Genomic DNA, 22117 nt, shown 5'->3' with positions numbered 1-22117 from the left:
TACGCCGCCCCCGGGATGCACGCACGACGACGGCTCATGCTTTGGTCCACATGGTTGCTCACCCGAACGGACCACGGGTCCAGCGCGCCCGTACGTGAGGAGACCGACCACCGTGGGCATCGCCGCCGCGGCCCGGTACGTCTCGACGTCCGACGCGAAGGGCAAGGTCGCCGTCACCGGCCTCGGCACGCCGAACCAGATGCGGGAGTACGTCGAGGACGGCACGGTCACCGAGTTCGCGCTCTGGAACCCGGAGGACCTCGGCTACCTCGCCGCGTTCGCCGCCGACGCCATGGTCGAGGGCACCATCACCGGGGCCGAGGGCGACTCCTTCACCGCGGGCAAGCTCGGCGACTTCACCGTCGACGCCGACGCGACCGTGCTGCTCGGCGACCCTACCGCTTCACCAAGGACAACATCGACGACTTCGACTTCTGACACCCGCCACCGAGGACGGTCCGCCCACGCCCGGTAGGTTGGCGGCGTGGACGGACCGGGCGGGGCAGACGACGACGCGGCGCCCCGGCGCGGCTACGCGAAGGGCGCGGCGCGCCGGGCGCAGATCCTGGACCAGGTGCTGCGGATGGTCGCGGAGCACGGGGTGGACGCGTCCTCGCTCCGGTCGGTGGCCGACGCCGTCGGCGTCTCGCACGCCACGCTGCGGCACTACTTCCCCTCGCGCGACGACCTGCTCGTGGCCGTCTACCACGAGCACGAGGTCCAGCGGGGCGACGCCGGCGGCCCGCCCACGTCGGCGGTCGGCGGGATGCGCGAGAGCGCCGTCCTCAACCGCGAGGTGCCCGGGCTCGTCCAGCTCTACACGACGCTCGCGGGCGACGCCGCGAGCGAGGGCCACCCGGTGACCCGCGAGTTCTTCCGCGAGCGCTTCGCGCGCCTGCGGGCCGAGCTGTCCGACCGGGTCCGCGCCGACCAGGAGGCGGGGCGCATCGACCCCGCCGTCGACGCCGGCGACCTCGCCGCGCTGGCGATCGCCGCATCCGACGGGATCCAGGTGCAGTGGCTGCTGGACCCCGACGCCGTGGACGGCGCGCGCGTGCTCGAGCTCCTCGAGCGGCTGGTGCCGCCGCCTCCTCCCGCGTCCTGACATGACGAGGGGCCGGGTCCGCAGGACCCGGCCCCCCGTCGCGGGTGACGTCAGAAGGTCGACGCCGCCGGGTCGAAGTCCTCCGCCAGCGGCGGCGGCGCGTCGACCGTGGACGCGACGTCGACCGCCGCCCCGGACTCCGCGGCGTCGCGGATCGCGAGGAGCACGTCGAGCACGTGCAGCGCGACCGCGCCGGAGGCCCGCTCGGGGCGCCCCTCACGGATCGCGCGCGCCAGCTCGACGACGCCGGTGCCGCGGCCCCAGGTGGAGCCGGTCGCGGCGACCGTCTCGGGCTCCTCCTGCCCGTACCGCCACAGGGTCGAGTCGCCGTCGAACACGTTCGGGTCGGGCAGCACGATGGTGCCCGTCGTGCCGTTGATCTCGACGAACCCGGCGCGCGGCAGCGCGTGCTGGAACGAGAACGTCGACTGGGCCGACTGCCCGCCCCGGAACTGGATCAGCGCCGCGTGGTGGGTCGGCACCTCCACGGGGAAGGTCGCCCCGGCGCGCGGGCCGGACGCGATCGTGCGCTTCTCGAGCGACTTCGACGACACGGCCTGCACGCGGGCCGCCGCACCGAGGGCGTGCACGAGGGTCGTGACGTAGTACGGCCCCATGTCGAACAGCGGCCCGGCACCCGTCGCGTAGAGGAAGTCGGGGTCCGGGTGCCACGCCTCCGGGCCGGGGACGTGGAACATCGTCGTCGCCGTCAGCGGCTCGCCGATGTCCCCGCGGGCGATGGCCCGCAGCGCGGACTGGATGCCCGCGCCGAGGACGGTGTCCGGGGCGCACGCGACACGCAGCCCCTTCGCCTCGGCGGCCGCCAGCAGCGCGGCGGCCGACGCGTGGTCGGTCGCGATCGGCTTCTCGCTCCACACGTGCTTGCCGGCCGCGACGATCTGGTGCCCGACCTCGGCGTGCACCGCCGGGATGGTCAGGTTGACGACGATCTCGATGTCGTCGCGGGCCAGCAGCTCCTCCACCGTGCCCGACGACGCGACGCCGTAGGCCTCGGCCTGCGCGCGAGCCCGGTCGAGCAGCACGTCGGCCACCATCCGGACCTCGACGTCGGCGAACTGCGTGAGGTTCTCGAGGTACTGCGTCGAGATGTTCCCGGCACCGACGATGCCGACGCCCACGCGGCTCACTTGTCGTTCTCCTGCAGCCAGGCGAGGGACGCGGCGACGCCCTCGAAGACGTCGCCCGCGTAGGAGTCGAACTCCACGACCCGGATGGCCTGCGGCGCGGCGGCGAGGATCGCCGGCACGTCGACGTCACCCTGGCCGGCGGGGACCTGGTTCTCGTAGGCGGCCTTGAGCGCGGGCGGCACCTCGAGCGCGCTCTCGCTGGAGGGCAGCACGGTCGCGATGTCGCCGGACACCTCGCCGTCCTTGACGTGGATCGCGACGACGCGGTCGCCGAGCGTCTTGAGCACGGCCGGGGCGTCGGCGCCGCCGACGGTGGCCCAGAACGTGTCGACCTCGAGCACGGCCTCCGGGTCGAGCTGCTCGGCGAAGATCTCGAAGACCGGCCGGCCGTCGACCTTGTTCGTGAACTCCCACTGGTGGTTGTGGTAGCCGAAGCGCAGGCCGTGGCCGGCCGCCCGGACGGTCAGCTCGTTGACGCGGTCGGCGAGCTTCTTCGCGTCGTCCGCCGTCTGCCACCGCTCGGTCGGGACGAACGGGTCGATGACGATGCCGATGCCGAGGCGGGCGGCGGCCTCGAAGACGACGTCGGGCTCGGCGACGTCGATGACGGCGGCGTGGCCGGACGGCGCGGCGAGCCCCGTGGCGGCGAAGGCGCGCTCGAAGTCGGCGACGCGCTCGACGAACGCGTACGGCTCGACGTGCTCGTACCCGATCTCGCGGACGCGCGCGACGGCGGCGTCCAGGTCGGCGGCGATGGCATCCCGCAGCGAGTACAGCTGCACGGACGTGATGGGCATCTGGGGGCTCCTTCGCGTGGTCTGCGGTCCGACTTCCGTCGATGCCCGTACAGAAGTACGCCGCACCGCGCCGGAAGCCGTGGACGAGCCTACCCCCAAAACCTCACAGTGGAAGGTTTCTCTTCCGATCTCAGTGCCGATGAGTTCTCCCGACCGACCCGGTCTCCCCCGTGAGCCGGCCGACCGTCCAGCGCCGGACGACCTCCGGAGGACACCATGGGACTCATCCACCTCGAGCTGTTCGCCACCCTCGACCTGGTCGCCCAGGCCCCGGGCGGCCCCGACGAGGACCCGCAGGGCTTCCCGTTCGGAGGCTGGCAGGCCCCGCTCATCGACGAGGTCGCCGGCGAGCAGATCGACGCCGCCTACGGCGAGGGGACGGACGCCCTCCTCCTGGGCCGGCGGACCTACGACATCTTCGCGGGCTTCTGGCCGCACCAGAGCGGCGACGGCCAGGACGGCGACATCGCGACCCTCTTCAACAGCATCCCGAAGTACGTCGCCTCTCGCGGCAACCCCGACCTCTCCTGGGCCGGCTCCACCCAGCTCGGCCCGGACCTGCCCGCCGCCGTGCGGGAGATCCGCGACCGGCACGAGCACGTCCGCGTCGTCGGGAGCCTCGATCTCGTGCAGACGCTCCTGCACGAGAAGCTGTTCGACCGCATCGACCTCTGGGTCCACCCCATCGTCCTGGGGGTCGGCAAGAAGGTCTTCGACGGCGGGGAGGTGCCCACGAACCTCCGGCTCCTCGAACCTCCCGTCGCCGGCCCCAGCGGCACCGTGTACCTCCACTACGGCCTCGCCGACGGCGTGCCCGCGACCGGCGACATGGCGGCACCCGACCGCGGCGCCTGACGACCGCCGTCCTCGCCGGTCTCAGTCCTGCGGCGGGCGCCGCATCCGCTTGACGCCCGCGCGACGCTTCTTCGCGTCGATGCGCCGCTGGGCCGACCCCCGGGTCGGGCGCGTCGGGCGCCGGCTCGGCCCGGGCGGCGCGAGCGCGTCGGCGACGAGCGCGGCCAGCCGGGTCCGGGCGGCGTCGCGGTTGCGCAGCTGCGCGCGGTGCTCGGACGCCACGACGGTCAGCACGCCGTCGGGCGCCCGCCGTCCGAGCCGCTCGAGGATCCGTGCGCGCTGGGTCTCGGTGAGGACCCGCGACGCCGTGACGTCCCACGACAGCTCGACGCGCGAGTCGGTCGTGTTCACGCCCTGACCCCCCGGCCCCGAGGAGCGCGAGAAGCGCCAGGACAGCTCCGCCTCGGGAAGGACGAGAGCTGGCGTCACGCGCAGGCCGCTTCGGGCGTGGTCGGGCATCCGACCATCATGCCCGGCACGCGTCCGCGGGGCGTCGCCGGTCACGTCGCCGCGGTGCGCCAACCGGTCCTCACCCCGCTCGCACGCGGGTCGGTTCGCGCTACGCCAGGACCAGGTCCGTGCCGTCGGCCGGATGGTCGGCCAGCGCGACGCTGCGGATCGCCGGGTCGTCGTAGGTGTTCCAGTAGTACGTCGAGGTCTGGGAGGAGAAGAGCCCCGTGTAGATCGTGATCTCGAACTCGCCCGAGCCCATCGCAGCGCAGCCATCGACCATCGCCACCTGCTGCAGGGTGTGGAAGGCGCGGCTGACGTTCTCCGTCTCGCTCTCCCTGGAAGGGTAGTGCGCGTTGACGTACGCCGCGCGGACGAACCGGGACGGCGAGTAGTAGTCGCCGGGGATCCCGCGCATGTGCGAACCCGACCCGAACGGGCTGAGGACCGCCCTGCCCAGCGCGACGTCCTGAGGGAACTCCGGCGAGGTGTTGAGGTAGTTGCGCAGGTTCTCGTGGTGCCAGGCGAACCCGGGCTGGTTCGTCAGCACGTCGACGTCGTCGTCGAACACGTGCATGCCGTCGCTCGTGTGCTCCACCACGATCGCCCGCGTGCCGTCGCCGACGATCCAGTGGAGCAGCGAGCTGGGGTACCTGTCGTTGATCGGCCGGTCGACGATCACCACGTCCGCGAGCGCGGCCTCGACCTCGTCCACGCTCGCGAACTGCGAGCACACCCACAGGGGGAACTCGAACGCGGCGACGTTGACGGCGACGTCCACCGGGGCGGGGGCGTAGGCCGCGTATCCCGGGAAGTTGAGCCCTGCGACCGCCAGCCCCACGTCGTTCCCGCAGTCGAAGTAGAGCGGCGTCGACTCTTCCACGATGCCCATGCCGATGGTGGCGTGCTTGATGTCGGGGACCGCACCGAACGGTGAGCTCGGCGCGAAACCTGTGGGCGTCATCACCACCTGCTGCCCGTAGCCGCTGGTCCAGTCGAGGTTTCGCGCCAGGTAGACGCTGCCGTGGCCGTCCGAGAACCGGATTCCCGTGCACATGTCGTGTTTCCCATCGTCGTGCCGATACGACGTGCCTGAGGCGTGCTCGCCCACGCCGTGTCCCGCCCCGTCTCGTGGCCATCGTGACCCGCTGCGGACATGCGCGCCCGTGGGGCGATGCACGGGGCCGCAGACGCGTCCGTCCGGTGGCGGCGTCAGGACACGTCGGCAGCAGGTCCGGCGGAAGCGAGTGTCGGCAGCCTGTACCGGGCGTACGAGCCCACGTGGATCGCGTGCAGCCCGCCCACGACGGCGGCGGGGATCAGGTACTGCCGCAGCTCGCCGTCGATGACGAAGAAATCGTCGATTTCGTCCGGGTCGTACGTACGCCGTTCGCCACGAGAGGTCGAGAGGTAGACCTTCCAGGTCGCGCCGGCGCGCGTGGTCGTCGTCTTCACCTGGACCCGGCGCGTGCCGGACCGGGTCGTCACGAGCAGGTCGTAGCGAGCAGGTTCGAGCGGCCACGAGACATCGGCGCCGCACAGGGTGAACCACGCTGCGGCGAGGAGCGACCCCGCACGGTCGAGGCGAGCGATATCGGGCCGCGGAGCATCTTTCACATCGACGTCCGACGTCGTGAGGTGGTCGGTATCCAGGCCGAGCCGCGCGGCGTGCCCCTTCGCCGTGACGATCCCGGACCCACCCCTGAGACCCAGTCGAACGGCGACATCCGTCCACATGGTCGCCTCGCGGACCGCCGTCATCAGTTCGCCCTCGGTCCACCCGCGCTGCCCGGTGAAGTGGCGGTAGTCGAGGCCGAGCGCGTCCGCGCGCCCCCGCACCGATCTCATCGACCCTGCCGACCTGCCCGACATCCCGAGCTCTCGAAGGGTCCCGCGCCATGACCGCGCGCTCGCGACGGCCTCGGCGAGCTGCTCGTCGGTGTACCGGCGTTGCCGTCCCCTGGGAGGACCGTAGGGCGCGGGACCGACGGGGACCGCAGGGCCGACCGACGCGAACGACGAGAGGCTCGGACCACCTCCGGTCCGAGCCTCTCGTTCGCGTGCTGGTCGGGCTGACAGGATTTGAACCTGCGACCCCCTGGAGAGATTGGGGCCGGTCCGGCGAGGTCCGGTCACGTTCCGGATCGAACCGTATAGTGCTGGTGACCTGCATCTTCTTGGTCTCACCGATGGCTGATCCGGACCGGTCGAGACCGGTACCGGCCGAGGGTTTCTGGACGGTTTGTGGCCTGTCCGCACCAATCTGCCGGAACGACCCCACATCCGGGTCGAATCGCGTACGGGACTGCTGCACGGATAGGTGACACCTGACCTGTGGTGCCTGCGGGTGCTGCTGGAAGGATGTGTCCCGTGCCCAGACCCCATCCCAAGGAGTTCCTTCCGCGACGACGTCGTGGCGATCGCCCGCCAGGGAGAGACCCCGATCAAGCAGGTCGCGAAGGACTTCGGAATCAGCGAGTAAGGTCCGGGCGACAGGTCAGTCGCGGAGCGAGGCGAAACGCAACCTCAAGGCGAAGCTCGCGCGCAAGCAGCTCGCTTCCGGCAGCGGTGACCTGACCGCCGATTCGTCGTTCACTGTCCTCGCCGAGGCATGGCTTGAGCATCTGGACGAGACGAACAAGCTCGCCGTCTCCACGCGGTACCGCTACGAACGCGACCTGCGCACGCTCGTCCTGCCGGCTACGGCCGTCGAAATCGCGGAAGATCGTGACCGCCGTGATCCGGCCGGTGTCGGACTCTTCGTAGCGGGTGTCGCCGTGCGTGCCGATCGGGATTCGAGGTCGAGCCACGACCGATCACCGCAATCCTGTCGTCGGCGACGTGCCCGCCGACATTTCACGGCACTGGGACAGCCACGACCTGACGTCGGAGGCGGCGTAACGCAGGTGGTTACCGATCTTGTACTCGACCGGGCCCTCGCCCTTGATGCGCCAGTCCTTGATCGTCTTGACCGGCACCCCGATGAGATCCGAGAGGTCGCCGATGCTCATGAGCGGCTCGAGCCCGCCGCGAGGCGTGATGGAAGCGGTCATGCACGTCAGGTGTGCGACCCGCTCCACCCGCGCCAGACCGACTCGGACCTGAGGCCGGGGCCGGCACCGCGAACCACCGTCTCCGGGCGGGCCGGCGAGGGGTTTCTGGACTGTTTCTGGACGGTTGGCCATGTCTGGCGACCTCTCACTCTGGGTCACCAGCACTCTCCGGAAACGAAACTGGTCCCTGACCTGCTCATTCGCAGGTCAGAGACCAAGTCACGACGTCGGGCTGACAGGATTTGAACCTGCGACCCCCTGACCCCCAGTCAGGTGCGCTACCAAGCTGCGCCACAGCCCGTCGACCCCACACGTGGCACCGTGGTGCCACCCGCAGGGCCGACCGAAATACTACCCCAGGTCGGACACTGCTCCTGCATCGACGCGGGCACCGCCGACCGAGGCCTTCCGGACGTCACCGAGCACCCGCGCGGTGGCCAGCGCGGCGGCGGCGGCCTCGTACCCCTTGTCCTCGCGCGAGCCGTCCAGCCCGGCGCGGTCGAGGGCCTGCTGCTCGTCGTCGCACGTCAGGAGGCCGAACCCCACGGGCACGGTGTGGTCGAGCGCCACCCGGCTCAACCCGTCGGTCGCGGCCGCGCACACGTAGTCGAAGTGCGGTGTGCCGCCGCGGATCACGACGCCCAGCGCGACGACGGCGTCATACCCGGAGGCCGCGAGCGCCTGGGCGGCCACGGGCAGCTCGAACGAGCCGGGCACTCGCACGACGCGCGGCTCCGCGACCGCGTGGTCGGCGCAGGCGCGCAGCGCGCCGTCGAGCAGACCGTCCATGACGACCTGGTGCCAGCTCGCCGCGACGACGGCGACGCGGAGGTCGGAGCAGTCGACGGGCGCGGCGGCGGGGGCGCCGGCGCCGCTCATCGGGCCGCTCCGGCGACGATCGGGGCGGTCGGGGTGCGGTCCATCGTGGTTCCTCCGGTGTCGTGCGGGATGTCGTGCGGGATGTCGTGCAGGGCGTCGGACACGTGGGGCAGGTCGTGCCCCATGCGGTCGCGCTTGGTGCGCAGGTACCCCAGCGTGCGCGGGTGGGCGGGCAGGACGAGGGGCAGCCGCTCGACGACGGCCGCTCCCCCGGCGACGAGGCCGTCGACCTTGGCGGGGTTGTTGGTCAGCAGGCGCACGCCGGGTACCCCGAGGTCGCGCAGCACGTGAGCGGCGGCGGTGTAGTCGCGGGCGTCGGCGGGCAGCCCCTGGTCGAGGTTGGCGTCGACGGTGTCCCGGCCGCCGTCCTGCAGGGCGTAGGCGGCGAGCTTGGCGGCCAGGCCGATCCCCCGCCCCTCGTGCCCGCGCAGGTAGACGACGACGCCGCGGCCGGCCTCGGCGACCCGGCGCAGCGACTCGTCGAGCTGCGGCCCGCAGTCGCACCGGAGGCTGCCGAACGCGTCACCCGTCAGGCACTCGGAGTGCACGCGCGCGAGCACCGGCCCGTGCGCCGGGTCCGCGAGGGAGTCGAGGTGCCCGGCCACCAGCGCCACGTGCTCGTCGCCCGTGCGGGTGTCCCGGTAGGCGACGGCGACGAGGTCGCCGTGCCGGGTGGGCAGGGTCGTGACGGCGACGCGCTCGACGAGGATCTCGGTGGCGCGCCGGTAGGCGGCGAGGTCGGCCACGCTGATCAGGGCGAGGCCGTGCTCGGCCGCGAACTCCCGCAGCGCGGGCAGCCGCATCATCGTGCCGTCGTCGTGCACGAGCTCGGCGAGCACCCCGGCCTCGCCCCGCCCGGCCAGCCGCGCGAGGTCGACCGCGGCCTCGGTGTGCCCGCGTCGCTCCAGGACGCCGCCGGGGCGCGCCCGCAGCGGCAGCACGTGCCCGGGCCGGGTGAGGTCCGCTGGCACCGCCTTCGGGTCGGCGAGCAGGCGTGCGGTGCGGGCGCGGTCGGCGCCGGAGATGCCGGTCGAGACGCCCGTGGCGGCGTCGACCGTCACCGTGTACGCCGTGCGGTAGGCGTCCTCGTTCGCCTCGACCATGAGGGGCAGCCCGAGCCGGTCGAGCGAGTCCCCCGCCACGCCCACGCACACGAGGCCGCTCGTGTGCCGCACGAGGAAGCCCATGAGCTCCGGCGTCGCGGCGTCGGCGGCGAGGATGAGGTCGCCCTCGTTCTCCCGGTCCGCGTCGTCCGCGACGACGACGGGGCGGCCCGCCGCGACGTCGTCGATCGCCCGCGCCACGCGCTCGACGGCGCCGCTCATCGTGCCGCCACCGTCGCCGCGAGGTGCCGCTCGACGTACTTGCTCAGCACGTCGACCTCGAGGTTGACCCGCTCTCCGACGGCGCGGGAGCCGAGCGTCGTGCGGGCCCTGGTCTCGGGGATGAGGCTCACGGTGAACGCGTCGTCGCGGACGTCCACGACGGTGAGGCTCACGCCGTCGACGGCGATCGAGCCCTGCGCCACCACGTACCGCGCCAGCGCCGGGGGCAGCGCGACGTCGACGACCTCCCACTGCGTGCCCGGCGTGCGGGCGAGCACCGTCCCGACGCCGTCGACGTGGCCCTGCACGACGTGCCCGCCGAACCGTCCGTCCGCCGCGAGCGCGCGCTCGAGGTTGACCGGGTCGCCGGCTCGCCGCCCGCCGAGGCTCGTACGGGCCAGGGTCTCGGCCATGAGGTCGGCGGTCCAGGTGGCGCGGCCGTCGTGCACCCCCGTCTCCGCCACGGTCAGGCAGCAGCCGTCGACGGCGATCGAGTCGCCGAGCCGGACGCCCTCGAGCACGGTGTCGGCGGCGACGGTGAGGCGGGCGCCGTCGGCGTGCTCGCGCACCGCGACGACGGTGCCGAGCTCCTCCACGATTCCGGTGAACATGGCTCAGCGCTCCTTCCGCGGCCGCAGGGCGAGCCGCACGGTGGGGATGTCGGTGGCGTCGTCCGGGTCCCGGGGCAGGACGGCGACGTCGAGGAGGTCGAGGCGCGCGGCGTCGGCGATGGTCCCGATGCCGAGGTCGGCGACGGCCGACGCGCCGACCCCGAGCAGCACGGGCGCGACGTACGCGACGACGTCGTCGACCAGGCCGGCGCGCCAGAAGGCGGCGGCCAGCGCCGGCCCGCCCTCGAGCAGCACGTGCCGGTGCTCGCGGTACCAGAGCAGGTCCAGCACCTCGTGCGGGTCGTGGGTGCGCAGGTGCATCACGGCCTCCCCCGCGGCCGCGGCCCGCGCGAGGCGCGACGACGGCGGCAGGTCCCGCAGCCCGACGACGACGCGGTCCGGCTGCTGCCCCGTCAGCGGGGCGTGCCGCACGGTGAGGTCGGGGTCGTCGGCGAGCGCGGTGCCGGTGCCGACGACGACGGCGTCCACCCCGGCGCGCAGGCGGTGCACGTCGTGGCGCGCGGCCCGTCCCGTGATCCAGCGCGAGGTGCCGTCGGCGGCCGCGGAGCGCCCGTCGAGCGTGCTCGCGACCTTCCAGGTGACGACGGGACGGCCGAGCTCCTGCGCGCGCGTCCAGACGGCGTTGAGCGCGCGCGCCTCGTCCGCCAGCACGCCGCCGACGACCTCGACGCCCGCGGCGCGCAGGCGTGCGGCGCCGCCCGACGCGGCGGGGTTGGGGTCGTGCTGGCCGTGCACGACCCGCGCGACCCCCGCGGCCAGCAGCGCGTCGGCGCAGGGACCGGTGCGGCCGTGGTGGTTGCAGGGCTCGAGCGTGACGACGGCGGTGGTCCCGCGCGCGGCGCCCGGGCCGCGGGACTCGGTCGCACGGCGCAGCGCCTCGACCTCGGCGTGCGGCGTGCCCGCGCCGCGGTGGAAGCCCTCCGCGATCGGAGCACCGTCGGCGTCGAGGAGCACGCACCCGACGCGCGGGTTGGGTCCTCGTGCCGGCCCCTGCGCGGCCAGCTCGAGCGCACGCTGCATCGCGGCGCGCTCTGCCGTGGTGGCACTCATCCGTCCTGCCCCTGTCGTCCGGTCGCGGACCCCGGGGCAGGAAGGCGGGGTCGGACGTGCTCGCACCGACCGGTCGCGGACGGTCGTCACGAAGGACGACACCGGCCGAGGGGCCGGGGGTCGGACCGGACGGGGAGCCGTCGCGTGCGCTTCCCATCCGGACTTTGACCGTCGGTCCAGGAGTTCCACCTGGTCAACCGGTCACAGGCTGTGACCGGGTCGCGGACTTTCACCGCCGGCTCGGAATTTCACCGACCCCAGAGCACGCGAGCAATTCGCTCGTCATCGCCGACCGTGCCACGGCCCGCGCCCGCGTGGCAAGCCCGAGTGGCGCACGTCTCACCCGCGACCGCGCGCCGTGCGCCGCTCGTCGTCCCGCCCCAGCGCGACGCCGAGGGCGACGAGCACGAGGAGATCCACCACCAGGCCCGCCACCGCCACCCACTGCACCGCGCGGAACGCGAGCAGCTGGGTGACCAGCAGGCTGACGAGGACCCCGCGCCGCACCCACACCGCCCCCGCGCGGTGGTCCCGCGGGCCGACGACGAGCGCCCGCACGACGCACGCCACGGTCGCGGCGACGGCCACGAGGATCCCGACGCCGACCCAGGACGGCACCGCGATCCCGCCGAGCAGCACCCGCAGCGCCACCACGACCGACCCGGCACTGGTGGCGAGCACCGCCACCGTCACGACCGCGGCGGCCCACCGGTGCTCCATCGCCTCGGCGAACCACGCGGACACCCGGACGACCAGCGCCCGGACGGGGTCCGGCACGGTCACGTCGTCGCGCGGCACGGCCTCCACCAGCGCGGCGACCTCCTCCGCCGCCGGCTCGCCGCGGCCCCGCTCCACCAGCGCCCGCGCCTCCTCGCGCTCCCCGTCCGTGAAGCCGCCCGCCACGCCGGCCACGGCGCGGTCGGTCGCCACCGCGAGATACTCCGCGGGGTGGTGCGCCCGTCGCCCGTGCAGGGCCTCCACGAGCAGCACGAGCACGACGACGACCGCGTAGATCAGCGCCGCCGTCGGCTCGTAGAAGTAGTCGTTGTCGGAGGTGACGAACTTGCCGATCTCGTCGACGAACAGCCCGAAGCCGACGCCGCCCAGCACCGCACCGAGCGACCGCGGCGCCGGCCCGACCCACGACAGCAGCACCACCACCGCGAGCGCCATGCCTAGCCCGCCCCACAGGACGTGCGCCACGTGCAGCCCGCCGCCGCCCACCTGCGGGTACCCGGACGCCGCGAGCAGGAACCGCGTGACGAGCACCGTCGCCACCGTCACGACCAGGAACGTCACCAGGTGGCGCACCGCGGACGTGTCGCGCGCCGCGCCCAGGCGCAGCAGGCGACCACGGCGGGCCAGCGGGGCCCGGCTCATCGGCGGCTCATCGGCGGCTCATCGGCGGCTCATCAGCGACTCGTCGGCGGCTCACCGGCGCGTCAGCGCCGCCGCTTCTCCCGCACGCGGACGCTGATCTCGATGGGCGACCCCTCGAACCCGAAGGTCTCGCGCAGGCGGCGCTCGATGAAGCGTCGGTACCCGGCCTCGAGGAACCCGGTGGCGAAGATGACGAACCGCGGCGGGCGCGTCGAGGCCTGGGTGCCGAACAGGATGCGCGGCTGCTTGCCGCCGCGCAGCGGGTGCGGGTGGGCGGCCACGAGCTCGCCGAGGAACGCGTTGAGGCGCCCGGTCGGGATGCGGGTGTCCCACGACTCGAGCGACGTCTCGAGCGCGCGCGTCAGCTTGTCGGTGTGCCAGCCCGTGCGGGCCGAGACGTTGACGCGCGGCGCCCACTGCACCTGCACCAGGTCCCGCTCGATCTCGCGCTCGAGGTACGGGCGACGGTCGTCGTCCATGAGGTCCCACTTGTTGTACGCGATGACGAGCGCCCGGCCCGCGTCGACGGCCTGCGAGATGACGCGCGTGTCCTGCTCGGTCATCGGCTGCGAGGCGTCGACGAGCACGACGGCGACCTCGGCCTTCTCGATCGCGGCCTGGGTGCGCAGCGAGGCGTAGAAGTCGGCGCCGCGCGTCTGGTGCACGCGGCGGCGGATGCCCGCGGTGTCGACGAACCAGTAGGGCACGCCCTTGATCTCGACGAGCTCGTCGACCGGGTCGCGGGTGGTGCCCGCGGTCTCGTCGACGACGACGCGCTCGGCGCCGGCGATCTTGTTCAGCAGCGACGACTTGCCGACGTTCGGGCGGCCGACGAGGGCGACGCGGCGCGGGCCGGCGGGCCGCAGCTCCCCGTGCTCGGAGACCTCGGGCAGCACCTTCATCGCGGCGTCCAGCAGGTCCCCGGTGCCGCGCCCGTGCAGCGCGGAGACCGGGTGCGGCTCGCCGAGGCCGAGGGCCCAGAGGTAGGCGGCGTCCGCCTCGCCCGACGGCCCGTCGACCTTGTTGGCGCACAGCACGACCGGCTTGCCCGAACGGCGCAGCAGCTCCACGACGCGCTCGTCCGTCGACGTCGCGCCCACGGTGGAGTCGACGACGAAGATGACGGCGTCGGCCAGCTCGACGGCGACCTCCGCCTGCTCGGCGACCTTCGACTCGATGCCCGCGACGTCGACCTCCCAGCCGCCCGTGTCCACGAGGGTGAACTCGCGGCCGGCCCACTCGCCGGGGTAGCTCACCCGGTCGCGGGTGACGCCCGGGGTGTCCTCCACGACGGCCTCGCGGCGGCCGAGGATGCGGTTGACGAGCGTCGACTTGCCGACGTTCGGGCGGCCGACGACGGCGAGCACCGGCAGCGGCGCCTCGCCGGGGCCGAAGCCCTCCTCGTCCCACTCGGCGTCCAGCAGCGCTCGGTCGGCCTCGTCGAGCTCGAAGTCCTCCAGGCCGGCGCGCAGCGCGCGCTCGCGCGCCTCGTCGTCGCCGTCGGACTCGAGGACCTCCGCCACGGCGTCACGGCCCTCGGTGTCCGCATGGTCCGCGGGCGCCGCGGCGACGCCGGGCGCAGGCGGGGCGGTGGGCTCGTCGGTGGGCTCGGCAGCGGGCACGGAGCCGTCGGCGGGAGTGGTCATGCGCACCATTCTCCCAGGCCGAGCGGCCTGTCACGAACGAGACCCGCGTCACCGGGTCCGGACGGTGCCGCGCGCACGCGCCGGGTGGCGGGTCAGGCGGTGACCTGCGCGACGACCGCGAGGACGGCGTCGACCGTCTGGTCGAAGTCGAGGTCGGACGAGTCGACGGTGACGACGCCGTCGGCCGCGACCTGGAACTGGCTGACGGTGGAGTCGTCGCGGTCGCGGCGCAGCACCTGGTCGCGCGTCGCCTCGACGGCCGACTCGTCGGCCGCGCCGTGCACCTCGAGCGAGCGGCGGCGCAGCCGGGCCTCCTCGCTCGCGGTGAGCAGCACGCGGGCGTCCGCGTCGGGGGCGACGACGGTCGTGATGTCGCGCCCTTCCGCGACGACGCCCTTGCCGCCCGAGAAACCGCCCGGCGCGCTCTCGGTCTCGATCACGGCGCGCTGCCGGCGCCGGAGCTCGGCGCGCACGTCGAGGTTGGTGGCCACCTGCGAGACGGCCGTGGAGACCTCGGTGGTGCGGATCGCCGCGGCGACGTCGCGACCGCCCAGGCGGACGGTCGGGGCAGCCGGGTCCACCCCCATCTCGAGCGGCATGGCGCGCACGGCGTCGGCCACCGCCGCCTGGTCGGCGAGGTCGGTGCCGCCGTCGACGCACCACAGCGTCGCGGCCCGGTACATCGCGCCGGTGTCGAGGTAGGCGAGCCCCAGCCGGGCCGCCACCGCCTTGGAGACGCTGGACTTGCCGGACCCGGAGGGACCGTCGACGGCGATGACGACCACGAGTGCTCACCTTCTGTTGTCGCGCGGGGTGTCGCGCGGGACTACGGGACTTCGGGGGCTGCGGGGGGCTGCGGGGACTGCTGGACGGGGTGCGACGACGTCACATGTCGACGTCGCGCATGAGGGTGCCGAGCTCGGTGCGCCCGAGCACCCGCGAGCGCCCGACCCGCAGGTCGCCCAGCACGATCGGGCCGATGCGGGTGCGGACGAGGCGCGTGACCGGGAACCCGACGGCGTCGAGCATGCGACGCACGATCCGGTTGCGGCCCTCGTGCAGCACCACCTCGAGCATCGTCTCGCCGGGCACGGAGTCCACCACGCGCACCTTGTCGGCGCGGGCGAGGCCGTCCTCGAGCTCGACACCGTCGGTGAGCTGCTTGGCGTGGCGGGGGTAGAACTCGCCGCCCGTCACGGTGACGAGGTACGTCTTGCGGATCTCGTACCGCGGGTGGGCGAGCCGGTTCGCGAGCTCGCCGTCGTTCGTGAGGAGCAGCAGGCCCTCGCTGTCGGCGTCGAGCCGGCCGACGTGGAACAGCCGCTCCGGCCGGTCCTTGACCAGGTCGGCGAGGGTGGGGCGGCCCTCGGGGTCGCTCATCGTGGAGACCACGCCGAGCGGCTTGTTCAGCGCGAGGGTGATCTTCGAGGTGTCGAGCTGCACGCGCATGCCGTCGACGTGCACGACGGCCTTCGCCGGGTCGACGCGCAGCCCGAGCTCGGTGACCAGGACGCCGTCGACCTCGACGTGCCCCTCGGCGATGAGCTCCTCGCACTTGCGGCGCGACCCCAGGCCCGCCTGGGCGAGCACCTTCTGCAGCCGGACGCCGTCCGCGACGTGCACGTCGCGGTCCGGCTCGCCGGAGCGCGGCGCCGGACGGCGGGGCGGGGCCTGGCGCTGCGTGCGCCGCGCGGCGGGACCCTGGGGACGGCTGGTGCGGCGGCTCCCGCCGCGGCGTTCGGTGCTCATGGTGCCCGATTCTCTCAGGTCGGGCCGGTCCTGCTCGACGACGCCGCACCACGCCCTGCGCCGGTGCGCCGGCACGGCCCTCAGGCGCCGGCCGCGGCCCCCCGGTGGGCGGCGAGCACCGCCGCGAAGGCCGAGGCGAGGCGGGGCGCGACCGCGCGGGCGTCGTCCACGTCGCCGCACACCATGGCCCCGTCGCGCAGCATCATCAGCTCGGCCGCCACCGCCTGCGGGTCGTCGGCGCCCGCGTCCCGCGCGACGTCGGCGAAGAAGCCCGCGTACCGGGCACGGTGGCCGGCGACGATCCGGCGCACCGGGTGCGCCGCGTCCGCGTACTCGGCCCCGGCGTTCACGAAGGCGCAGCCGCGGAACTGCGCGCTGCCGGCCACGGCGCCCAGGGCCTCGGCGAGGGCGGCGAGGGTCGCCGCCGGGTCGCCGGCATGGTCCCCGCGGAGCCGCTCGAGCAGCGCGCGCTCCTCGTCCGCGATCGCCTCGAGGTAGGCGACGGCGAGGTCGTCCTTCGTCGGGAAGTGACGGTAGAACGTGACCTTGGACACGCCCGCCGCGGCGATCACCTTGTCGGCGCTCACGGCGCGGACGCCGTCCGCGTAGAACAGCCGGCTCCCCTCCTCGAGGATCCGCTCACGCACCCGCCCGCGCCCCGCCGGCCGCTCCGGGGGCGAGGCCGCCGTCCTGGTTCCCATCGCACCAACCTCTCACGTCGAGACCTGCCCCGGGGGGCTCACGACGCGATCCGGGGTGCTTGCGACGACCGGCGTCGCGTGGTCTAGTAGACGAACTAGTAACTCTACTAGGTATCCGACCCAGGAGGACCAGCATGAGCGCGCTCTACACGGCGGTCGCGACCGCCACCGGAGACGGACGGGACGGCCGGTCGCGGTCCGACGACGGACTTCTCGACGTCGACCTCGCGATCCCCAAGGAGATGGGCGGCGCGGGCGGCGCCACGAACCCCGAACAGCTCTTCGCCGCGGGGTACGCCGCCTGCTTCCACTCCGCGCTGAAGCTCGTCGCACGGCGGGAGAAGGCCACCGTGAGCGACTCCGCCGTCGTGGCCGAGGTCTCCCTGCACCCGACGCCCGAGGGCGGCTTCGGGCTGGCGGTCGCGCTGCACGCCGAGCTCGGCGGCGTCGACCAGGCGACCGCCGACGCGCTCGTCGCCGCCGCGCACCAGGTGTGCCCGTACTCGAACGCCACGCGGGGCAACGTCGACGTCACGGTCGACGCGACGGTCGCCTGACCTCAGGCGTCGGGCCCGTCCTCCGCCAGGCCGCGACGGAGGGCCGAGGACGGGTCCAGGGCGATCGCCTCGGCGACGTCCGGCAGGTGCGGCGCCAGGGGCGGCAGCTCCTCGAGCGACGACCAGCCCATCCGATCGAGGAACTCACCCGTCGTGCCGAACAGCACGGCGCCGGTCATCGGGTCCTGGCCCGTCTCGGCGATCAGGCCGCGGGCCAGCAGGGTCCGCACCACGCCGTCGACGCTCACCCCGCGCACCGCCGAGACCTGCCCGCGGGTGACGGGCTGGCGGTACGCGATGACGGCGAGCGTCTCCAGGGCCGCCTGGCTGAGGCGGGACGACTGGCCCTCGAGCACGAAGGCGCCCACGACGTCGGCCTGGGCACGCGCCGAGTAGACGCGCCACCCCTCCGCGCCCTCGCGGAGCTCGAAGCCGCGCGGGCGCCCGCCCGTCTCCCCGCGGTACTCCGCGGCCAGCTCCTCGAGCACCTCGGCGACCTCCGGCACGGGCCGCGCCACGCCGGCCGCGAGCCGCTCGACCGCCACCGGCGACTCCGCGACCATGAGGACCGCCTCCAGCGCCGCCGCCAGCCCGCCCGGCAGGGCGTCGACGTCGACGTCGACGTCGACGTCGACGTCGAGCACCGGCTCGGGCGCGGCCGCCGGCTCCGGCTCGGCGGCCTCCGTCTGCTCGTCCGTCTGCTGCGTCATGCCACGACCTCCGTCACGCCGGCGGCGCCCGCGGCGGGCCCCCCGGTCCCCTCGTCCTGCCCGGGCGTCCCGTCGAACTCCTCGAAGCCCGCCGCGAGCTCGCCGTCGTCCTCCTCGTCCGGGCCGTGGTCGCCGCCGTCGTCCGCCGTCCACCGCACGGTCAGCTCGCCGAGCGCCGTGGCCTGCTCGAACGCCACCCGGCCGGAGCGGAACAGCTCCAGCAGGGCGAGGAACCTCGCGACGGCCACGAGCCGCTCCTCCCCCGCGACGAGCGCGCGAAAGGTCGCGACGTGCTCGCGCCGCAGCCGGCGCGCCACCACGCCCGCCTGCTCCCGCACGCTCACGGTGGAGGCGTGCAGGTGGTCGAGCCCGACGACGGGCGGGGGCTTGGGCTCCAGGGCCCGGGCCGCCAGCTCGGCGAGACGCGCGCCGTCGAGGGTCCACACCAGCTCCGGCAGCAGCGCCGTGAGGTGCGACTCGAGCGGCACCGAACGCGGCACCCGGCGCCCCTCGGTCTCCAGCCGCTCGGCGAGGAGACCGGAGACCTCCTTGTACGCGCGGTACTGCAGCAGCCGGGCGAACAGCAGGTCGCGGGCCTCGAGAAGCTCCAGGTCCTCGGCGTCCTCCTCGACGACGCCCGGCAGCAGCCGCGCGGCCTTGAGGTCCAGCAGGGTGGCCGCGACGACGAGGAACTCGCTCGCCGTCCCGAGGTCCCACGACGGGTGCTCCTCGCCGCGGGCGGTCGCCTCGCGGGACGCGGTCTCGGCCTCGCGGATGTGCGCGACGAACTCGTCCGTCACGGCCGCGAGCGCCACCTCGGTGACGTCGAGCTCGTGCTTGGCGATCAGCGACAGCAGCAGGTCGAACGGGCCGGTGAAGTTGTCGAGGTGGACCTCGAACCCCGGTCGGGCGGCGGAGCCGTCGACGGCGTCGACCGCCTCCCCCTGCTCCGGGGCGACGTCAGGCAGCGTCACCACGGGCGACGAGCTCCCGAGCGAGCTGCCGGTACGCGGCCGCGCCGGCGTGGGTCGGCGCGTAGTTGGTGATCGGCTCGGCCGCCACGGACGCGTCCGGGAACTTCACCGTGCGCCCGATGACCGTGTGCAGCAGCGTGTCCCCGAACGCCTCGTGCACGCGCGCCACGACCTCGCGGGAGTGCAGGGTGCGCGAGTCGTACATCGTCGGGAGGATGCCGTCGATCTCCAGGGCCGGGTTGAGCCGGTCGCGCACCTTCTCGATCGTCTCCACGAGCAGCGCCACGCCGCGCAGGGCGAAGAACTCGCACTCCAGCGGGATGAGCACCCCGTGCGCGGCGGTGAGGGCGTTGACCGTGAGCAGGCCGAGCGACGGCTGGCAGTCCACGAGGATCACGTCGTAGTCGTCGAGGGCCGGTCGCAGCGCGCGGGCGAGGACCGACTCACGGGCCACCTCGCCGACGAGCTGGACCTCCGCGGCCGACAGGTCGATGTTCGCGGGGAGCACGTCCATGCCCTCGATGTTCGTGGGCTGCAGCACGTCGGTGAAGCTGACGTCGCGCTCCATGAGCAGGTTGTAGACGCTGAGGTCGAGGTCGTGCGGGCTGACGCCCACCCCCACCGAGGCCGCGCCCTGCGGGTCGAAGTCCACGAGCAGGACGCGGCGGCCGTACTCGGCCAGCGCGGCGCCCAGGTTGATCGTCGTGGTGGTCTTGCCGACCCCGCCCTTCTGGTTGCACATCGCGACGATGCGCGCGGGCCCGTGGGACGCCAGCGGCGCAGGGTCGCGGAAGTCGGGCAGCGGCCGCCCGACGACGTCGGTACGCGGCTCCTCGAGCCCGCCGGCCGGACTGCCCGCGGGGCTGGTCGCGGTGGCCGCGGCCGGTGAGGCGTCGCTCGTGGTCGTCTGCGTCATGGTGTCGCTCCCGAGTCCCTCGCTCACCTGCGTCACGCTACCTCAGGGCCTCCCGGGGTCCGGGCGGCACGCCGGGCGCGCCGCCCTTCCGGGAGCCCCGCCGCACCGAGCCGCATCGAGCACGCCGGAGTCTCGACGGACGGTCAGCCGAGGGCGCGGGGGTGCGCCGCGGCGTACACCTCGCGCAGCGCGTCGCGCGTCACCATCGTGTAGATCTGCGTGGTCGTCACCGAGGCGTGCCCCAGCAGCTCCTGGACCACGCGGACGTCGGCGCCGCCGGCGAGCAGGTGGGTGGCGAACGAGTGCCGCAGCGTGTGCGGCGACACGTGCTGCGTCAGGCCGGCGCGCTCCGCCGCGGCCTGCAGCACGGACCAGGCGCTCTGCCGCGACAGGCGCGCGCCGCGGGTGTTGAGGAACAGCGCGGGCGTGCCGCGGCCGGCCGACGCGAGGGGTGCCCTGGCACGCACCAGGTACGCCTCCAGCGCGGTCCGCGCGTACGAGCCGACGGGCACCACGCGCTCCTTGTCCCCCTTGCCGCGCAGCCGGACGGACCCGGCGCGCGGCACGCCGTCCTGCCCGCCGTCGTGCCCGCCGCCGTCGAGCAGCCCGTCGACGTCGTCGACGTCGAGGCCGACCACCTCGCTGATGCGTCCGCCGGTGGAGTACAGCAGCTCGAGCAGGGCGCGGTCGCGCAGCGGCACCGGGCCGTCCCCGGCGCCGGCCGCGTCGAGCAGGCGGGCGACCTCGTCGACCGACAGCGCGTGCGGCAGCCGGCGCAGCGCGCTGGGGGCGTGCACCTGGGAGGCGGGGTCGGCGCTCGTCGTGCCCTCGGCGTGCGCGAACCGGTGCCAGCCGCGCACCGCGGCCAGCGCGCGGGCCGTGGACGACGGCGACAGCGGCGCCCCGCCGTCCGATCCCTGCCGAACCACCACGACGTACTCCTCGACGTCCCGCTCGCCGACGTCGTCGAGACCGGACCGCCCCGTCGTGCGCAGGTGGCGCGCGTAGCGGCCCAGGTCCCGGCGATAGGCCGCGACGGTGTTGGCCGACAGCCCGCGCTCGACGCCGAGGTGCGCCAGGTAGTCCTGCAGCGCGGCCGCCAGCGCGGGCGGGAGGGGCGGGGCGGACGAGAGGTCGGGCACCCGGACATCATGCCCCGAGGCGGCGACGGCCACGGCTGCCCGGGCCCCCGGAGGGGTCAGAAGGGCAGGAAGACGTCGACCGCGACGGCGATGAACAGCACCGTGAGGTACGTGATCGAGCCGTGGAAGACCTTCATCGCGCCGAGCTTGCCCCGCTCGGGGTGCCCCGCGCGGCGCAGCATCGCGATCACGAGCCAGAGGAACCAGCCGCCCGAGGCGACCGCGACGGCCGTGTAGAACCACGACATCCCGGCGAGCGGGACCAGCGCGAGGGAGCAGGCGATCATCGCGGCGGTGTGCGCGACCATCTCGACCGCCACGCGGCGGTCCGTGGCCACGACCGGCAGCATCGGGACGCCGGCGTTCGCGTAGTCCTTCTTGAACTTCACCGACAGCGGCCAGTAGTGCGGCGGGGTCCAGAAGAAGATCACGCCGAAGAGCGCCACGGCGGCCCAGCTCAGCGACTCGGTCACCGCGGCCCAGCCGATGAACACGGGCATGCAGCCGGCGATCCCGCCCCACACGATGTTCTGCGGCGTGCGGCGCTTGAGGATCATCGTGTAGCCGACCACGTAGATCGCGATGGCCGCGAAGGTCAGCCACGCTGCCGGGACGTTGACCAGCAGGGCGAACCACAGCAGCGACACGACGCCGAGCACCGTGGCGAACACCAGGGCCGCCCGGGGCGTGATCTCCCCCGTGGCCAGCGGGCGCCGCTTGGTGCGGTTCATCACCTGGTCGATGTCGCGATCCAGGTAGCAGTTGAAGACGTTCGCGGACGCGGCGGCCAGCGTGCCGCCCACGAGCGTCTTGACCACGAGCCACAGCGAGGGCAGGCCGCCCTGCGCGAGGATCATCGTGGGCAGCGTCGTGACGAGCAGCAGCTCGATGATGCGCGGCTTCGTCAGCGCGACGTACGCCCCGAGGCGGTCCCTCCAGCCGGTGCCCGGCGCCCCGTTCGCGCCCCCGCCCTGCTCCGCGTCCGCTCCGCGGCGGTCCGCCCGGTCCGCATCGGCACGCTCCCGCTCGGCGCGCGCGGCCGCGCGGG

24 protein-coding genes, 1 tRNA gene, 1 pseudogene and 1 riboswitch are annotated in these 22117 nt (G+C 74.1%); of the genes and pseudogenes, 4 read left to right on the top strand and 22 right to left on the bottom strand.

Going from position 1 to position 22117, the window contains the following annotated elements:
- Positions 1 to 103: 103 nt before the first annotated feature.
- Positions 104 to 438, top strand: a pseudogene (locus ACFCZN_RS06320) (substrate-binding domain-containing protein); the annotation flags it as partial.
- A 46-nt stretch (positions 439 to 484) separates the two neighbouring features.
- Positions 485 to 1105: a TetR/AcrR family transcriptional regulator gene (locus tag ACFCZN_RS06315; RefSeq protein WP_429763442.1), complete on the top strand. Its 621-nt coding sequence runs from the start codon at positions 485 to 487 to the stop codon at positions 1103 to 1105.
- A gap of 50 nt (positions 1106 to 1155) precedes the next feature.
- Here ACFCZN_RS06315 and ACFCZN_RS06310 read toward each other — a convergent pair whose 3' ends face one another.
- Both ACFCZN_RS06310 and ACFCZN_RS06305 read right to left on the bottom strand, forming a co-directional pair.
- Positions 1156 to 2253, bottom strand: coding sequence for a Gfo/Idh/MocA family protein (locus tag ACFCZN_RS06310; protein WP_430556190.1), 1098 nt, complete (start codon positions 2251 to 2253; stop codon positions 1156 to 1158).
- Positions 2250 to 3050 carry a sugar phosphate isomerase/epimerase family protein gene (locus ACFCZN_RS06305; RefSeq protein WP_430556189.1) on the bottom strand — a complete coding sequence of 267 codons (801 nt, stop codon included), beginning with the start codon at positions 3048 to 3050 and terminating at the stop codon, positions 2250 to 2252. The genes ACFCZN_RS06310 and ACFCZN_RS06305 overlap by 4 nt, the downstream gene beginning before the upstream one ends.
- A 216-nt stretch (positions 3051 to 3266) precedes the next feature.
- On the opposite strand from ACFCZN_RS06305, the gene ACFCZN_RS06300 reads away from it, so the two are divergent.
- Positions 3267 to 3905: a dihydrofolate reductase family protein gene (locus ACFCZN_RS06300; RefSeq protein WP_430556188.1), complete on the top strand. Its 639-nt coding sequence runs from the start codon at positions 3267 to 3269 to the stop codon at positions 3903 to 3905.
- 21 nt (positions 3906 to 3926) lie between these two features.
- On the opposite strand, the gene arfB is transcribed toward ACFCZN_RS06300, so the two are convergent.
- From arfB to ACFCZN_RS06225, 15 genes are all read right to left on the bottom strand, one after another.
- Complete coding sequence (gene arfB, locus ACFCZN_RS06295; protein ID WP_429763438.1) at positions 3927 to 4364, bottom strand: alternative ribosome rescue aminoacyl-tRNA hydrolase ArfB; 438 nt, start codon at positions 4362 to 4364, stop codon at positions 3927 to 3929.
- A gap of 100 nt (positions 4365 to 4464) precedes the next feature.
- Positions 4465 to 5412 carry a choloylglycine hydrolase gene (gene bsh / locus ACFCZN_RS06290; protein WP_430556187.1) on the bottom strand — a complete coding sequence of 316 codons (948 nt, stop codon included), beginning with the start codon at positions 5410 to 5412 and terminating at the stop codon, positions 4465 to 4467.
- A gap of 155 nt (positions 5413 to 5567) precedes the next feature.
- Positions 5568 to 6194 (bottom strand): group I intron-associated PD-(D/E)XK endonuclease, encoded by a 627-nt coding sequence (locus tag ACFCZN_RS06285; RefSeq protein WP_429763435.1) that lies wholly within the window; start codon positions 6192 to 6194, stop codon positions 5568 to 5570.
- Between the two features lie 632 nt (positions 6195 to 6826).
- Entirely contained in the window at positions 6827 to 7165 is a 339-nt protein-coding gene (locus ACFCZN_RS06280; RefSeq protein WP_430556186.1) for a hypothetical protein, read from the bottom strand.
- A gap of 6 nt (positions 7166 to 7171) precedes the next feature.
- Positions 7172 to 7408 (bottom strand): helix-turn-helix domain-containing protein, encoded by a 237-nt coding sequence (locus tag ACFCZN_RS06275; protein ID WP_430556185.1) that lies wholly within the window; start codon positions 7406 to 7408, stop codon positions 7172 to 7174.
- A gap of 227 nt (positions 7409 to 7635) precedes the next feature.
- Positions 7636 to 7709, bottom strand: a tRNA-Pro gene (locus tag ACFCZN_RS06270).
- Positions 7710 to 7759: 50 nt separating this feature from the next.
- Positions 7760 to 8287: a 6,7-dimethyl-8-ribityllumazine synthase gene (ribH, locus tag ACFCZN_RS06265; RefSeq protein ID WP_430556184.1), complete on the bottom strand. Its 528-nt coding sequence runs from the start codon at positions 8285 to 8287 to the stop codon at positions 7760 to 7762.
- The gene (locus ACFCZN_RS06260) at positions 8284 to 9612 is read right to left on the bottom strand and encodes a bifunctional 3,4-dihydroxy-2-butanone-4-phosphate synthase/GTP cyclohydrolase II (RefSeq protein WP_430556183.1); all 1329 of its coding nucleotides are present in this window, start codon (positions 9610 to 9612) and stop codon (positions 8284 to 8286) included. Before ACFCZN_RS06260 ends, ribH begins: the two co-directional genes overlap by 4 nt.
- Positions 9609 to 10223 carry a riboflavin synthase gene (locus ACFCZN_RS06255; protein ID WP_430556182.1) on the bottom strand — a complete coding sequence of 205 codons (615 nt, stop codon included), beginning with the start codon at positions 10221 to 10223 and terminating at the stop codon, positions 9609 to 9611. The genes ACFCZN_RS06260 and ACFCZN_RS06255 overlap by 4 nt, the downstream gene beginning before the upstream one ends.
- 3 nt (positions 10224 to 10226) lie before the next feature.
- The gene (ribD, locus tag ACFCZN_RS06250; protein ID WP_430556181.1) at positions 10227 to 11294 is read right to left on the bottom strand and encodes a bifunctional diaminohydroxyphosphoribosylaminopyrimidine deaminase/5-amino-6-(5-phosphoribosylamino)uracil reductase RibD; all 1068 of its coding nucleotides are present in this window, start codon (positions 11292 to 11294) and stop codon (positions 10227 to 10229) included.
- A gap of 140 nt (positions 11295 to 11434) precedes the next feature.
- Positions 11435 to 11564: riboswitch (FMN riboswitch) on the bottom strand.
- A 69-nt stretch (positions 11565 to 11633) separates the two neighbouring features.
- Positions 11634 to 12674 carry a hypothetical protein gene (locus tag ACFCZN_RS06245; protein WP_430556180.1) on the bottom strand — a complete coding sequence of 347 codons (1041 nt, stop codon included), beginning with the start codon at positions 12672 to 12674 and terminating at the stop codon, positions 11634 to 11636.
- A gap of 62 nt (positions 12675 to 12736) precedes the next feature.
- Positions 12737 to 14320 carry a ribosome biogenesis GTPase Der gene (gene der, locus ACFCZN_RS06240; protein ID WP_430556179.1) on the bottom strand — a complete coding sequence of 528 codons (1584 nt, stop codon included), beginning with the start codon at positions 14318 to 14320 and terminating at the stop codon, positions 12737 to 12739.
- A 92-nt stretch (positions 14321 to 14412) separates the two neighbouring features.
- On the bottom strand, positions 14413 to 15105 hold the full coding sequence (cmk, locus tag ACFCZN_RS06235) for a (d)CMP kinase (protein WP_430556178.1): 693 nt from the start codon (positions 15103 to 15105) through the stop codon (positions 14413 to 14415).
- A gap of 100 nt (positions 15106 to 15205) precedes the next feature.
- Complete coding sequence (locus ACFCZN_RS06230; protein WP_429763421.1) at positions 15206 to 16069, bottom strand: pseudouridine synthase; 864 nt, start codon at positions 16067 to 16069, stop codon at positions 15206 to 15208.
- Positions 16070 to 16149: 80 nt separating this feature from the next.
- The gene (locus ACFCZN_RS06225) at positions 16150 to 16770 is read right to left on the bottom strand and encodes a TetR/AcrR family transcriptional regulator (protein ID WP_429763420.1); all 621 of its coding nucleotides are present in this window, start codon (positions 16768 to 16770) and stop codon (positions 16150 to 16152) included.
- A gap of 134 nt (positions 16771 to 16904) precedes the next feature.
- Here ACFCZN_RS06225 and ACFCZN_RS06220 point away from each other — a divergent pair, with 134 nt between their 5' ends.
- Positions 16905 to 17327: an organic hydroperoxide resistance protein gene (locus ACFCZN_RS06220; protein WP_429763419.1), complete on the top strand. Its 423-nt coding sequence runs from the start codon at positions 16905 to 16907 to the stop codon at positions 17325 to 17327.
- A 2-nt stretch (positions 17328 to 17329) separates the two neighbouring features.
- Here ACFCZN_RS06220 and ACFCZN_RS06215 read toward each other — a convergent pair whose 3' ends face one another.
- The 5 genes from ACFCZN_RS06215 to ACFCZN_RS06195 all read right to left on the bottom strand — a co-directional run bounded on the left by ACFCZN_RS06215 (position 17330) and on the right by ACFCZN_RS06195 (position 21977).
- Positions 17330 to 18037, bottom strand: a complete 708-nt coding sequence (locus ACFCZN_RS06215; protein WP_430556177.1) for an SMC-Scp complex subunit ScpB — start codon at positions 18035 to 18037, stop codon at positions 17330 to 17332.
- Entirely contained in the window at positions 18034 to 19014 is a 981-nt protein-coding gene (locus tag ACFCZN_RS06210; protein WP_430556176.1) for a segregation and condensation protein A, read from the bottom strand. The genes ACFCZN_RS06215 and ACFCZN_RS06210 overlap by 4 nt, the downstream gene beginning before the upstream one ends.
- Complete coding sequence (locus ACFCZN_RS06205; RefSeq protein WP_430556212.1) at positions 18998 to 19927, bottom strand: ParA family protein; 930 nt, start codon at positions 19925 to 19927, stop codon at positions 18998 to 19000. Before ACFCZN_RS06205 ends, ACFCZN_RS06210 begins: the two co-directional genes overlap by 17 nt.
- 143 nt (positions 19928 to 20070) lie before the next feature.
- Complete coding sequence (locus ACFCZN_RS06200; protein ID WP_430556175.1) at positions 20071 to 21069, bottom strand: site-specific tyrosine recombinase XerD; 999 nt, start codon at positions 21067 to 21069, stop codon at positions 20071 to 20073.
- Positions 21070 to 21125: 56 nt separating this feature from the next.
- On the bottom strand, positions 21126 to 21977 hold the full coding sequence (locus ACFCZN_RS06195) for a heme o synthase (RefSeq protein WP_430545617.1): 852 nt from the start codon (positions 21975 to 21977) through the stop codon (positions 21126 to 21128).
- Positions 21978 to 22117 lie beyond the last annotated feature (140 nt).

The sequence above is a fragment of the Isoptericola sp. NPDC056134 genome, from assembly GCF_042264825.1.
Taxonomy (GTDB): Bacteria; Actinomycetota; Actinomycetes; order Actinomycetales; family Cellulomonadaceae; genus Isoptericola; species Isoptericola nanjingensis.
Note: the sequence above shows the minus strand (reverse complement) of the source record. Positions and strands in the feature narration are given on the sequence as shown.